Raw genomic sequence first — 13,034 nt, 5'->3', positions numbered from 1 at the left:
CCTGCACACATTGTCCCTTCCTGACCGACTCCTGGAACGGAACAGGAGTTCCCGGCGTCTGTCGGACGGGGGGAGCTCACTCCTGAACTCCGGTGGCCCAATGGGGGGTCCAGTACCGTCACCCCTCACCCCATGACGCATCATGAGGTGATCACATCGGAGCCTCGGGCTCCCATCCGCCCGAGGAGACACGCACCGCATGACCAGAAGACGTGGTTATGCCCTGCTTTCGGCGATCGTGGCCCTGGTCCTGGGCCTTTCCGCCGCCATCTACGTCGGTGTCGCCGCCGACGACGGCAGCGCCACCGGCTCCGGACACCGCGCCGCCCATGCCCCCGCCCCGCGCAATGCCGCCCCGGCCTCCACCGGTACCTGGGTCGGCGCCTGGTCCACCTCCCCTGCCGCCGCCGAGCCCGGCACCGAGACGCAGGGCATGGCGGGCCGCTCGGTGCGCAATGTGGTGCACGCGTCGGTCGGCGGTACGAGTGCCCGTATCACGCTGTCCAATCTCTACGGCCAGTCCCCGCTGACCGTCACCCACGCCTCGATCGCCGTCGCCGCGGCCGACGACACCGCCGCCGCGGCCGTCGGCACCATGCGGCGGCTCACCTTCGGCGGCAACACGTCCGTGATCGTCCCGGCGGGCGGCCAGGTGATGAGCGACGCGGTGGGCATCAGCATCGCGCACGACAGCGACGTCCTGGTCACCACGTACTCACCCACCCGGTCCGGGCCGGTCACCTACCACCCGCACGCCCGGCAGATCTCCTACCTCGCCGACGGCGACCTGACGGAGGACACCACCGGGACCGCGTACACCGAGGAGACGCCGTACTGGCGCTACCTCACCGCGCTGGACGTGCTGAGCAACGAGTCCGACGGCACCGTCGTCGTGCTCGGCGACTCCCTCACCGACGGCATCACCTCCACCGAGGGCGCCGACCGCCGCTGGACGGACGTCCTGTCACAGCGGCTGCGCACCGCGATCGAGGCCGGCCGCGACCTGCCCCGCTACAGCGTCGTCAACCAGGGCATCAGCGGCAACCAGGTCCTCGCCAACGGCCTCGGCCGCCCCGCCGACAACCAGAGCGGGCTGGGGCGGTTCGGGCGGGACGTGCTCTCCGGTACGAACGTCAAGGTCGTCGTCATCGACCTCGGCATCAACGACATCCTGCGCAACCCGAAGCTGGCCGACCCGGACAGGATTCTCGACGGGCTGCGGACCCTGGTCCGGCAGGCCCACGCCCGTGGCCTCAAGGTCGTCGGCGCCACCCTGATGCCCTTCCAGGGCCACCGCGGCTGGACCGGTGCCCGGGAGGGCGTGCGGCAGGCGATCAACGCCGCGATCCGGGACGGCGAGGTGTACGACGCCGTCGTGGACTTCGACGAGGCGCTGCGCGACCCCTACAACCCGCGCGCCCTGCGCTCGGACTACGACTCCGGGGACCACCTCCACCCGAGCGACAAGGGATACGCGCGCATGGCGGAGGTGTTCGACCTGGAGGACCTGAAGGGAGCGGCTCCGGCGGAGCTGTAGACCACACGGAAGCCACTCCGGCGGAGCCACGGGCCACGCGGAAGCCACTCCGGCGGAGCCAGAGGCCATCCGGGAGGGGCTCCGGCGGAGCTATAGGCCACCCGGGGGCCGCACGGCCGACCTGCCGGTCCTGGGGCCGCCCGGCCGACGTGCCGGTTCCGAAGGCGCGAAGGCGGGCGCCGCTGGGCCGGTCCCGGAGGCGGGCGGCGCCGGGGCGGTGGGAAGGTGGCGACGGGGCTGGTGGTGGGCTGGCTGCGGGCTAGTAGTCGTCGCGTCGGTCACGGCGATCGCGGCGGTCGTGCCTGTCTCGCCGGTCGCGGTCGCGGCGGTCCCTCATCAGGTCCTGGTGTCCGTCCAGCAGGCGGCGGTGCGCGTCCTGGACGTCGTCGCGGAACGACTCGTGCAGCTCCCGCCTCGACTCCCTGCGGTCCAGCCGCTCCCGGCGCCGCTCCTCCTTCAGCGCCTTCCGCTCCTCGCGGGTCAGCTTCCGCTCGACGCCGACGCCGCCCCAGAAGGCGAACCCGGTCACGATCACGCGCGGGCCGCCCGGGTCGCCCGGCACGCCCTCCTCGCGGTGGTCGAAGCCGCCCATGATGCCGATCCCGCGGACGACCACCTCGACGCCGGGCGGCACGATCACGTTCACGCCGCCCATGATGGCCACGCAGTTGATCTCGACCTCGCGGTCCGCGAAGTTCGCCTCGCGCAGGTCGATCTCGCCGCCGCCCCAGAAGGCGAAGCAGTTGAAGCGCTTGGGCACGGTCCAGCGGCCCCGGCGCTGGAAGCCGGACATGACCGCGACGGCCCAGGTCGACGAACCCTCGCCGCCGGTGATGCGCCCCGCCCAACTCCCGCTGGGCTGCGCCTCCTTGCTCAGGTTCACCGCCGGGGCGGCGCCGGGGGCGGCCGGCAGGTCACGGGTGATGGGCGTCAGTTCGCCGTACGTCCGCGCTTTGTATGTCGCCTCCAGCCGCTCCTCGAACTCCTCCATGTCGAGGCGCCCTTCGGCCAGCGCGTCCCGCAGGATCTCGGCGACGCGCTCACGGTCGGCGTCGGCGGCACGGAGTTCAGGGGCGGGGGGCCTGGGGGGTATCCCACCGGAAGGCACAGCGTCCGTCATGGAATCAGCCTACGAGTTACCCCGCCCGGCGGCTACGAGACCGCTTTCTCGGATTGCTCCGCGTACATCTTCGCGATCACCGCCTCGATGTCCGGCTCCCGCACCGACAGGTCCACCAACGGGTACTCCGCCGCGATCCGCGCCACCAGCGGCGCCGCCGACGTCCCGGCCGGGAACGCCAGCCACTGCCGTGGGCCCTCCACCTTCACCACCCGCGCCCCGGGGACCTCGACCGGCGGCAGCTCCCGCTCCAGGTCCACCACCAGCGTCCGCTCGCTGTCCCCCGCCTCGTGCAGCCCGGCGAGCGCGCCGTCGTACATCAGCCGGCCGTGGTCGATGACCATCACCCGGGAGCAGAGCTGCTCGATGTCCTGGAGGTCGTGGGTGGTGAGCAGGACCGTGGTGCCGCGCTCGGTGTTCACCTCGCGCAGGAACTCCCGCACCCGGGCCTTGGAGATGACGTCCAGCCCGATGGTCGGCTCGTCGAGGTAGAGGACGTCGGGGTCGTGGAGGAGGGCCGCCGCGATGTCGCCGCGCATCCGCTGGCCCAGCGAGAGCTGACGGACGGGGACGTCCAACAGGTCGGCGAGGTCGAGGAGTTCGACGAGGCGGTCGAGGTTCTCGCGGTAACGGGCGTCGGGGATGCGGTACATGCGGTGCATCAGCTTGTAGGAGTCGATGAGGGGGAGGTCCCACCACAGGGTGGTGCGCTGGCCGAACACCACGCCGATGCGGTGGGCCAGGCGGGTGCGCTCGCGGGACGGGTCGATGCCGGCCACCCGCAGCCGGCCGCCGCTCGGGGCCAGGATGCCGGTGAGCATCTTGATCGTGGTGGACTTGCCGGCGCCGTTCGGGCCGATGTAGCCGACCATCTCGCCGCGCGCCACACGGAAGGAGATCGAGTCGACGGCCCGTACCTCCCTGCGCTCCCGCTTCATGAACCCGGTCTTCTTGCGCACCTCGAAGACCTTCTCCACGCGGTCGAGCTCGATGAAGCCCGCCGCGGTGCCGTCGTCAGCCATCCGTCCTCAACTCCCCGTACTCCGATACGACCTGAGTCCCGCCCGCCACGCCAGCCCGGCCAGCGCGCAGCACCCCGCCGCGACGGGCGGCGACAGGAACGCCACCCAGCCGGGCAGCCCCAACGGCAGCGGCCGGCCCAGCACATACGTCGCCGGCAGCCAGTTGACGAAGGCCAGCGGCAGCACGAACGTCACCCCGCGCACCAGTTCCGTCGCGAACACCGTCGGCGGGTACTGGAGCAGCGTCGTGCCGCCGTAGGTGAAGGCGTTCTGCACCTCGGAGGCGTCCTTCGCCACGAACTGGAAGGCCGCGCCCGCGACGAACACCGCGGCGAAGATCGCCGCGCCGCTGAGCATCATCACCGGCATCAGCAGCAGCTTCAGCGGCGTCCAGTCGATGTCGACCGCGACCAGCGCGTAGACCAGCACCATCGTGCCCTGGGTGATCCGGCCCAGGCGGCGCAGCCCGAACTGGTCCGCGGCCATCTGCGCCAGCACCGGGGCGGGCCGCACCAGCAGCGTGTCCAGCGTGCCGTCGCGCACCCGCCGCCCCAGCCGCTCCATCGAGCCGAGGCCGAGATCGGCCAGCCCGAACGCCACGCTGGACAGCCCGTACAGGAAGGCGATCTCGGGCAGGGCGTAGCCGCCGAGCGCGTCCACGCGGGAGAACATCAGCAGGATCGCCACGAAGTCGAACGCGGTCGCCGTGAAGTTGCCCAGCGTGGTCATGGCGAAGGAGGCGCGGTAGGCCATCGTGGAGCGGATCCACATGGCCGAGATCATGAGGTAGGCGCGCAGTCCGTCGCGCACCGGGCGGGTCCCCACCGGACCACGGGCCGTGTCAGCCACCCTGCACCACCACCCGCCGCGTCGCCATGCCCTGCACCAGCCGCCCCGCCGCCAGCAGCAGCACCGCCCATACCGCCTGGAAGGCGTAGGTGCCGAGCGGATCGGCCTCGCCGAGCAGCACGTCCGCGGGCGCCTGGAGCAGCGCCGACCACGGCAGCGCGCGGACGACCTCGCCGAGCAGCCCGGGGAAGACGTTCAGGGGCAGGATCATCCCCGAGCAGAACCAGCCGACGAACATCACCATCTGCGCCACCCCGGTGCCGTCGAGCAGCCAGAACGCGCTCAGCGCCACCAGGTACCGGATGCCGAAGCTGACCAGCATCGCCAGCACGACCGCGACCAGGAACGCCAGCCAGGTCAGCGCGTCCGTCGGCAGCGCCAGGTCGAACAGCAGCGCGCCCAGCACGAAGGGCGGCACCCCGCGCGCCAGCAGCTCGAAGGACGACCGCCCCAAGTCGGCTGCCAGCCACCACAGTTGGAGGTCCGCGGGCCGGTACAGGTCGACGGCGATGTCGCCGGTGCGGATACGCTCCATGAGCTCGCCCTCGACACCACCGCCGCCGTTGGCGAGCGTCTTGAACAGCGACTGGCCCACCCACACATAGGTGACGGCCTGCGCCAGTTCGTACCCGCCCAGCTGTGGCCGTTGGTCCCACAGGGCGGTGTACGTGTAGACAAGGATCAGACCGAAGACCGTGTTGGTGAAGATCCCGGCCGCCGTCGCCGCCCGATAGGTCGCGTACCGTCTGAATCCGCCCACCGCCACGGCCAGGTACAGCCGACCGGAGCCCGCATCCACCGCCTTCACCACCGCCCGCAGCCCGCCCGACACCGAAGCGCAGGAGCCTAGTCCGCGGGTGGTGACGTACGCCACGCCTTTTTCGGTGCGGAAGCGTGCCGCGAACCGCAACGGAACGCGTGGTGCGACAGTCTTCATCTGGGGACGCAGAAGGCGTACGCGGGCGTACGAGGGCGTACGACGCACAACAGGCACATAAAGACACGCAACAGGAGTCCGTGCACGACATGAGCGACGAGCCGCAGCCGCAGACGCAGCCGCAGCAGCCGACCGAGGGCTGGGAGCCCAGAGAACCCGAGGCGGGCGGAGGCAAGCCCAAGCGGCCCAAGCGCACCGGCTGGCGGCGGCTGATCCCCACCTGGCGCATGGTGCTCGGCACCTTCGTCGTCGGGATACTGCTGGTGATCGGCCTGTTCTTCCTCGGCTACTCCCTGGTGAAGATCCCGCCCGCCAACGCCCTCGCCACCAAGCAGTCCAACGTCTACCTCTACGCCGACGGCAGCCAGCTCGCCCGCGACGGCGACGTCAACCGGGAGAACGTCACCCTCGCCCAGGTCTCCAAGGCCGCCCAGCACGCCGTACTGGCCGCCGAGGACCGCGACTTCTACTCCGAGTCCGCGATCGACCCCAAGGCGATGCTGCGGGCCGGCTGGAACACCGCGACCGGCAAGGGCAAGCAGTCCGGTTCCACGATCACCCAGCAGTACGTGAAGAACTACTACCTGGCGCAGGAGCAGACCGTCACCCGCAAGGTGAAGGAGTTCTTCATCTCCATCAAGCTGGACCGGGAGAAGTCCAAGGACGAGATCCTGGAGGGCTACCTCAACACCAGCTTCTTCGGCCGCAACTCCTACGGCATCCAGGCCGCCGCCCAGGCCTACTACGGCAAGGACGCCACCGACCTCACGGCCGCCGAGGGCGCCTACCTGGCCGCGCTGCTGAACGCGCCCAGCGAGTACGACGTCGTCGCCCACCCGGAGAACAAGGCCGCCGCCCAGGCCCGCTGGAACTACGTCCTGGACGGCATGGTCAAGGAGGGCTGGCTCAGCAAGGCCGACCGGACCGGCGCGAAGTTCCCGATGCCGAAGGAGGCCACCGTCTCCACCAGCATGTCCGGGCAGCGCGGCTACCTCGTCAACGCCATCAACGACTATCTGCGCGAGAACAAGATCCTCACCTCGGAGGAGCTCGACGGCGGCGGCTACCGCATCACGACGACCATCCAGAAGAACAAGCAGGACGCCTTCGTCAAGGCCGTCAACGAGAAGTTGATGGACAAGCTCGACAAGAAGAACCGCAAGGTCGACACCTACGTCCGCGCCGGCGGCGCCGCCGTCGACCCGAAGACCGGGCAGGTCGTGGCGATGTACGGCGGCATCGACTACGTCAAGCAGTACACCAACAACGCCACCCGGCAGGACTTCCAGGTCGGCTCCACCTTCAAGCCGTTCGTCTTCACCTCGGCCGTCGAGAACGACTCGACGACGCAGAACGGCCAGACCATCACGCCCAACACCTACTACGACGGCACCAACAAGCGCTCCGTGCAGGGCTGGAGCGGCGGCGCCTACGCCCCCGCCAACGAGGACGACGTGTCGTACGGGAACATCACCGTGCGCACCGCCACCGACAAGTCGGTGAACTCGGTGTACGCGCAGATGGCCGTCGATGTCGGCCCCGACAAGGTGAAGCAGACGGCGGTCGACCTCGGTCTGCCGAGCGACACCCCGGAGCTGAGCGGCTACCCGTCCATCGCCCTCGGTGTCGCGCGGGCCAGCGTCCTGGACATGGCGGAGGCGTACGCCACGCTCGCCAACCACGGCAAGCACGGCACGTACACGATGATCAAGTCGATCACGCGGGACGGCCAGGACGTCGTGGAACTGCCGGACCGCAAGACCTCCCAGGTCGTCAGCCGCGAGGCGGCCGACACCACGACCTCGGTCCTGCAGAGCGTCGTCGAGAACGGCACCGCCACCGCCGCGCAGGCCGCGGGCCGTCCGGCGGCCGGCAAGACCGGTACCGCCGAGGAGGACCAGGCCGCCTGGTTCGCGGGCTACACCCCCGACCTCGCCACGGTCGTCGCGGTGATGGGCCAGGACCCGCAGACGGCCCAGCACAAGTCGCTGTACGGCGCGATGGGCCTCCAGCGCGTCAACGGCGGCGGGGCGCCCGCGGAGATCTGGGCGGACTTCACCCAGCGGGCCCTCAAGGGCAAGCCCGCCACCGACTTCGACCTCGAACTCCAGGAGGGTGCCGACGTCGTCCAGCCCCCGTCGCAGGAGCCGACCTCCGACACCCCGGACGACACGGCGGGCCAGGACAACGGCGGTACGACCGACGGCGGCCAGGACACGCAGGGCCAGACGGACGGCGGGACGACCGGCGGCGACACCACGACCGGCGGCACCACGGACGGCGGCACGACCACCGGCGGCACCACGGACGGCGGGACCACCACCGGCGGCACCACGACGACCACCGGCGGTACGACGGACGGGGGCACGACGACCGGCGGCACCACGGACGGCGGCACGACCATCATCGGCGGCACCACGGACGGCGGCACGACGACGACCGGCACGACGGCGGGCCCACCGGGCAAGACCGGTTAGGCCGGTTAGGCCGGTTAGATCGGTCAGATGGGTCAGATCGGTCAGTGACCGGAGGTCGCCTTGAGGCCCACCACGGCGACCAGCAGCAGGCACACGAAGAAGATCCGGGCGGCGGTCGCCGGCTCCCCGAGCACCACCATGCCGAGCACCGCCGCCCCGGCCGCCCCGATCCCCACCCACACGCCGTAGGCGGTACCGATGGGAAGGGAGCGGGCGGCGTAGGACAGCAGCAGCATGCTGGCGACGATCCCGGCGCCGGTGAACAGGCTCGGCACGAGCCGGGTGAATCCGTCGGTGTACTTCATCCCGATCGACCAGCCGACTTCCAGCAGACCGGCGACGACGAGCAGAACCCAGGCCATGACAGGCACCTCCGAGACGCGGACTTCTTCTACGGGGTGCGTCGTCTTGTCGTGAGCCCGGACAGGGCCCTTCCCGGTACGGCGCGTCTCGTCGGGTGGGTCCTTCAAAGGTAGCAAAGAAACAGCAAAAGGGGCCGGTGACGATGGTCACCGGCCCCTTTTGGCGTTGATTCAGAGGTACAGGCCCGTCGAGTCCTCGGAGCCCTCGAAGCGGTCCGCGGCCACCGCGTGCAGGTCGCGTTCCCGCATCAGCACATAGGCGATGCCGCGCACCTCCACCTCGGCACGGTCCTCGGGGTCGTAGAGGACCCGGTCCCCCGGCTCGACGGTCCGTACGTTCTGCCCGACCGCGACGACATCGGCCCACGCCAGTCGCCGCCCGACGGCCGCGGTGGCGGGGATGAGGATGCCGCCCCCGGAACGCCGCTCGCCCTCACCGGTGTCCTGCCGCACGAGTACGCGGTCGTGCAGCATCCGGATGGGCAGCTTGTCGTGCTGGTCGCTGTGCTCGTTTCTGTTGGCGCTCACGGCTCAGAACCTACCTGCCTGACGGGAATCCGTACGCCCCCGGGTCAGCCCTTGCGACGCCGGGAACCGCTGAGGGCGAGCAGCCCGACCAGTCCGACGGCGACGAGCGCGACGGGCACGATGCGCTCCAGCCGCGGCGCCCCCTCTTCGTCGACGAACTGCGCCTTGGCGTTGGTCAGGGCCTGATTGACGCCGACGTAGGCCCGCCCGAGCGTGTGATCGATGTTGGAGACCACCTTGGCCTTGGCATCACCGACGATCGTCTTCGGGTGCACCCGCACCCCGATCTCGTCGAGCGTCTCGGCCAGCGTCTCGCGGCGGCGCTTGATGTCCGCCTCGATCTGCGCCGGGGTTCTCGTGTCCGACGTGTCCGCCACGGTGGGCCCTCCGGGAGTCCGCTGTTCGGTGTCCTGTTCCTGTTCCTGTCCTGGACAGTCTGTCAGCTCGCCGGGCCGCCGCACTGTCAGGACCCCCGGTTAGGCTTGCCGGATGAGCGAGCGACTCCAGCCCGGGGACGTAGCCCCCGCCTTCACCCTCCCCGACGCCGACGGCACGGACGTGTCCCTGGCGGACCACAAGGGCCGCAAGGTCATCGTCTACTTCTACCCGGCCGCCCTTACGCCCGGATGCACGAAGCAGGCCTGCGACTTCACCGACAACCTGGAGCTGCTGGCCGGCGCCGGTTACGACGTCATCGGCATCAGCCCGGACGCGCCGGAGAAGCTGGCCAAGTTCCGGGACAAGGAGAACCTGCGGATCACCCTGCTGGCCGACCCGGAGAAGACGGTCACCGAGACCTACGGCGCGTACGGCGAGAAGAAGAACTACGGCAAGACCTACATGGGCGTCATCCGCTCCACGATCGTGGTGGACGAGGAGGGCAAGGTCGAACGGGCGCTGTACAACGTCCGGGCGACGGGCCATGTGGCGAAGATCATCAAGGATTTGGGCATCGGAAGCTGATCCAGACATCGGGCGGCAGGTCGGGCTTGCCCGGCACCGGCCTGCGCTCTTCTTCCCAGGCGCCGGGGGCGATGGTCTCGCCGACCCGGCGCCAGAACCGTACGGCCCCCGGATTGGCGTCCTGGAAGGCGACGGTCCAAGCCCCCGGATGCCGCGCTACAACCTCCTGAACGGCCCGCATCCCTACCCCACTGCGCCGCGCGCCCCGCACGACGAAGAAGCTGTTGAGCACGCGGGTGGGCTGGATGAGCGCCCGCACGAAGGCGAAGCCGACGGGGCTTTCACCGCTGCTGAAGAGATACGCGGCCCAGTCCTCGGAGCCACTGAAGGCAGCATCCAGCCACTCGCCCCGAAAGGTGCCGTCCGGGTTGGGCAGTTGCCCCCGGAACTCCGACAGGTCATGCCGGAAGAGCAGCCAGAGGCGCTCGATGGTGGGGCGGTCGGCGGGAGTGACGGGGCGGATGGAGAGGGCGACCGCGTCGCCTGCTGCTGAGGTCATGAAAAAAGCCTCCCGAGCAGACAAGGGGCCGTGGGGAGGCTCGGCATATATGAGCAGGTTATCGGGTTACAGGTTTACGTTTCAAGCGTGACTGTCTGATGGGAGCTTCGTTACTCCGTACGAGCCATGAACGTGTGGCCGAGAACGGAGGGGGTTCGGTGGGGGTCAGTGCGTACAGCAGGGAGCGGCTCGAGGAGGCGGCTCGGGGGGCTCGGACGTTGTCGGAGGCGTGCGTGCGCTTGGGGGTGGATCCAAAGGGATGGAAGCGGAGATACATCCATGAGCGAATGAAGAAGCTCGGGGTGGACGTCTCGCACTTCGAGCGTGAAGGTTACAAGTGGACGCGGGACGTCCTTGAGCCGGTTGTCGCGGCATCGACGAGCATCAACGACGTCCTGCGGCGACTCGGGCTTGAGGTGGTCGGCGGCCACCACACCAACATCTCTCGGCGCATCAAGGCCTACGGCATCGACACCTCGCACTTCGCTCCAGCGGTACGCACGGAGAGGCAGCGGTACAACCAGCGCCGTCGGACGGCTGAGGAGATCCTCGTCCAAGACGCCTCGCCGGACCCCCGGCGTGTACCGAGCAGCCGTCTCAAGCGGGCGATGCGTGAGTTGGGCGTCGAGGAGTGCTGCGCCCTGTGCGGGATCGAGGGGGCTTGGCTCGGGGAGCCGCTCCCGCTGGAGGTCGACCACATCGACGGCAATTGGCGGAACAACCGCGTCGAGAACCTCCGGCTGCTGTGTCCCAATTGCCATTCGACAACGGATAGTTACCGGGGCCGGGCCAAGGTCAGGGCTTCATGAGCAGCGGTATGCGGTACACCCGGGAACGGCTGGCCGAAGCCGCCGCGCAATGTTCCGATCTCGACGAGGTCATCGCCTTCTTCGGCACCCAGTCATACGGCCAACTCCGCAACTACCTCACCAAGCGGTTCGCCCACTTCGACATTGACATCTCGCACTTCCACCCCTGCGGCAGATCAGCCCGGCCCAGTGCCGACGAGTTACGAGCCGCAGTCGCCGAATCGGCCTCCGTAGCGGAGGTACTGCGACGCTTGGGCCGCACGAACAACGGCGCGCAACGGCAGAAGCTACGCAGGTGGATCGCCGACGATCAGCTCACTACGGACCACTTCCTTGGGCAGGCGCATCAGCGGGGAAGGCCAGCGCCGAACTCCAAGCGCCCCGAGGACATTCTGGTCCAGCACAAGGGCAACCACCGGACAGCGACCCGACTCCTACGCCGGGCACTCAACGACATCGGGGTGCCCGAGGAGTGCGACAGATGCGGGGTCGGTCCCGAGTGGCGCGGCAAGCCAATGACCCTTGAGGTCGACCACATCAACGGCGACTGGAGCGACGACCGACGGGAGAACCTGCGGCTGCTGTGCCCGAACTGCCACGCGATCACCAGTACCTGGTGCCGAGGAGGTCGTCGCCAATCCCCTCAGGCAAACTGCACCTGACAGGTACCATGGCCGTGCACGCGGCCGTGGTGGAATGGCAGTCACGCGGCGCTTAGGCCGCCGTGGGAGAAATCCCGTGTGGGTTCGAATCCCACCGGCCGCACGCACGCAGAGGGGTCGCCCGTCAGTCAGGGCGGCCCCTCTCGCACACCTCAGCCCAACAGCTCCCGCACCACCGGCACCAACCCCCGGAACGCCTTCCCCCGGTGGCTGATCGCGTTCTTTTCCTCCGCGGTCAGTTCCGCGCATGTCCGGGTCTCGCCGTGCGGCTGGAGGATCGGGTCGTAGCCGAAGCCGTTCGTGCCGGACGGGGTGTGGCGCAGTACGCCCCGGAGTTGGCCCTCGACCACCCGCTCCCTCCCGTCCGGCAACGCCAGTGCCGCCGCGCAGGCGAAGTGGGCGCCGCGGTGTTCGTCGGCGATGTCCGAGAGCTGGGCCAGCAGCAATTCGAGGTTCGCCCTGTCGTCGCCGTGCTTGCCCGCCCAGCGGGCGGAGAAGATGCCGGGGGCGCCGTTCAGGACGTCCACGCAGAGGCCGGAGTCGTCGGCCACCGCCGGGAGGCCCGTGGCCTGGGCGAGGGCGTGGGCTTTCAGGAGCGCGTTCTCGGCGAACGTCACTCCTGTCTCCTTGACGTCCGGCACCTCCGGGTACGCCTCCGCGCCGACGAGGTCGTGGGACAGGCCCGCGTCGGCGAGGATCGAGCGGAGTTCGGTGATTTTGCCGGCGTTGCGCGTGGCGAGGATCAGGCGGGTCATGGCCCCCAGTATCCCGGTCCCGTCGGCGCCGGGTTTACGGCGTGCAGACCTTCGTCAGTTCGCCCGCCGCGTCCGTGATGGGGCTGAGGTCGGGGGTGGCGTCGCCGCTGTCGACCGCCTTGCGGACGTTGTCCACGGCCTTGCCGAGGTCCTCGACCGCCTGGTTGACGTCGGCGTCGTCGGTCTTGTCGCCGATCTCGTCGAGGTTCTTGTCGATGGAGTCGAGGGACTCGTCGAGCTGGGTCGGGTCGTTGGACGCGTTCTCCACGGCCTGCTGGAGGTCGGTGACGCTGTCGGCGATGGCGTCGGCGGTCTGGACGCAGTCCAGCGCCTTGTTGACGGCGTCGCAGCCGGTGGTCAGGCCTACCGTCAGCCCCACCGCGGCCACCGCGGCGGCGATGGCGGTACGGCGTGATCGGCGACGGCCGCGTCGGCTCTCGGCCATGGTGATGGTCCCTCCCTTGCTCAGCCCCAAGGGCCCCCGTGCACTGGCCGGGCGCACAGCGGTGTGCCG

15 protein-coding genes and 1 tRNA gene are annotated in these 13,034 nt (G+C 69.7%); 6 read left to right on the top strand and 10 right to left on the bottom strand.

Annotation, left to right across the window (positions count from 1 at the left end; translation table 11 throughout):
• Positions 1-199: 199 nt before the first annotated feature.
• On the top strand, positions 200-1,537 hold the full coding sequence (locus tag DI272_RS31380) for an SGNH/GDSL hydrolase family protein (RefSeq protein ID WP_109498547.1): 1,338 nt from the start codon (positions 200-202) through the stop codon (positions 1,535-1,537).
• Positions 1,538-1,796: 259 nt separating this feature from the next.
• On the opposite strand, the gene DI272_RS31375 is transcribed toward DI272_RS31380, so the two are convergent.
• From DI272_RS31375 to DI272_RS31360, 4 genes are read right to left on the bottom strand one after another with little or no spacing between them, the layout of a single operon-like run.
• Positions 1,797-2,657 carry a DUF1707 domain-containing protein gene (locus DI272_RS31375; protein WP_109498546.1) on the bottom strand — a complete coding sequence of 287 codons (861 nt, stop codon included), beginning with the start codon at positions 2,655-2,657 and terminating at the stop codon, positions 1,797-1,799.
• Between the two features lie 32 nt (positions 2,658-2,689).
• On the bottom strand, positions 2,690-3,679 hold the full coding sequence (locus tag DI272_RS31370; protein WP_109498545.1) for an ATP-binding cassette domain-containing protein: 990 nt from the start codon (positions 3,677-3,679) through the stop codon (positions 2,690-2,692).
• A gap of 6 nt (positions 3,680-3,685) precedes the next feature.
• Entirely contained in the window at positions 3,686-4,528 is an 843-nt protein-coding gene (locus DI272_RS31365; protein WP_258314739.1) for an ABC transporter permease, read from the bottom strand.
• Positions 4,521-5,327: an ABC-2 family transporter protein gene (locus DI272_RS31360; RefSeq protein ID WP_109501147.1), complete on the bottom strand. Its 807-nt coding sequence runs from the start codon at positions 5,325-5,327 to the stop codon at positions 4,521-4,523. The genes DI272_RS31365 and DI272_RS31360 overlap by 8 nt, the downstream gene beginning before the upstream one ends.
• Positions 5,328-5,554: 227 nt before the next feature.
• Here DI272_RS31360 and DI272_RS31355 point away from each other — a divergent pair, with 227 nt between their 5' ends.
• Positions 5,555-7,942, top strand: a complete 2,388-nt coding sequence (locus tag DI272_RS31355; protein WP_109501145.1) for a transglycosylase domain-containing protein — start codon at positions 5,555-5,557, stop codon at positions 7,940-7,942.
• Positions 7,943-7,983: 41 nt separating this feature from the next.
• Here DI272_RS31355 and DI272_RS31350 read toward each other — a convergent pair whose 3' ends face one another.
• The 3 genes from DI272_RS31350 to DI272_RS31340 all read right to left on the bottom strand — a co-directional run bounded on the left by DI272_RS31350 (position 7,984) and on the right by DI272_RS31340 (position 9,209).
• On the bottom strand, positions 7,984-8,304 hold the full coding sequence (locus DI272_RS31350; protein ID WP_109498544.1) for a multidrug efflux SMR transporter: 321 nt from the start codon (positions 8,302-8,304) through the stop codon (positions 7,984-7,986).
• A 171-nt stretch (positions 8,305-8,475) separates the two neighbouring features.
• A complete protein-coding gene (locus DI272_RS31345) occupies positions 8,476-8,832 on the bottom strand; it encodes a co-chaperone GroES (RefSeq protein WP_109498543.1) in 357 nt (118 codons plus the stop codon).
• A 44-nt stretch (positions 8,833-8,876) separates the two neighbouring features.
• Positions 8,877-9,209 (bottom strand): DUF3618 domain-containing protein, encoded by a 333-nt coding sequence (locus DI272_RS31340; protein ID WP_109498542.1) that lies wholly within the window; start codon positions 9,207-9,209, stop codon positions 8,877-8,879.
• A 112-nt stretch (positions 9,210-9,321) separates the two neighbouring features.
• On the opposite strand from DI272_RS31340, the gene bcp reads away from it, so the two are divergent.
• Positions 9,322-9,795: a thioredoxin-dependent thiol peroxidase gene (gene bcp / locus DI272_RS31335; RefSeq protein WP_109498541.1), complete on the top strand. Its 474-nt coding sequence runs from the start codon at positions 9,322-9,324 to the stop codon at positions 9,793-9,795.
• Here bcp and DI272_RS31330 read toward each other — a convergent pair.
• Entirely contained in the window at positions 9,770-10,294 is a 525-nt protein-coding gene (locus DI272_RS31330) for a GNAT family N-acetyltransferase (protein ID WP_109498540.1), read from the bottom strand. The two genes, bcp and DI272_RS31330, sit on opposite strands and share 26 nt — an antisense overlap.
• A 158-nt stretch (positions 10,295-10,452) precedes the next feature.
• Between DI272_RS31330 and DI272_RS31325 the strand changes: the two genes are divergently transcribed.
• The 3 genes from DI272_RS31325 to DI272_RS31315 all read left to right on the top strand — a co-directional run bounded on the left by DI272_RS31325 (position 10,453) and on the right by DI272_RS31315 (position 11,868).
• Positions 10,453-11,103 (top strand): HNH endonuclease signature motif containing protein, encoded by a 651-nt coding sequence (locus DI272_RS31325; protein WP_109498539.1) that lies wholly within the window; start codon positions 10,453-10,455, stop codon positions 11,101-11,103.
• Positions 11,100-11,765 carry an HNH endonuclease signature motif containing protein gene (locus DI272_RS31320; protein ID WP_109498538.1) on the top strand — a complete coding sequence of 222 codons (666 nt, stop codon included), beginning with the start codon at positions 11,100-11,102 and terminating at the stop codon, positions 11,763-11,765. The genes DI272_RS31325 and DI272_RS31320 overlap by 4 nt, the downstream gene beginning before the upstream one ends.
• Positions 11,766-11,785: 20 nt before the next feature.
• Positions 11,786-11,868: transfer RNA gene (locus tag DI272_RS31315), tRNA-Leu, on the top strand.
• A gap of 49 nt (positions 11,869-11,917) precedes the next feature.
• Here the strand turns inward: DI272_RS31315 and rdgB are convergent.
• Positions 11,918-12,520 (bottom strand): RdgB/HAM1 family non-canonical purine NTP pyrophosphatase, encoded by a 603-nt coding sequence (gene rdgB / locus DI272_RS31310; protein WP_109498537.1) that lies wholly within the window; start codon positions 12,518-12,520, stop codon positions 11,918-11,920.
• A gap of 34 nt (positions 12,521-12,554) precedes the next feature.
• Complete coding sequence (locus tag DI272_RS31305; RefSeq protein WP_109498536.1) at positions 12,555-12,965, bottom strand: hypothetical protein; 411 nt, start codon at positions 12,963-12,965, stop codon at positions 12,555-12,557.
• Between the last annotated feature and the right edge of the window lie 69 nt (positions 12,966-13,034).

Source organism: Streptomyces sp. Act143 (assembly GCF_003143935.1).
GTDB lineage: Bacteria > Actinomycetota > Actinomycetes > Streptomycetales > Streptomycetaceae > Streptomyces.
This window is presented reverse-complemented; position numbering and strand designations above follow the sequence as displayed.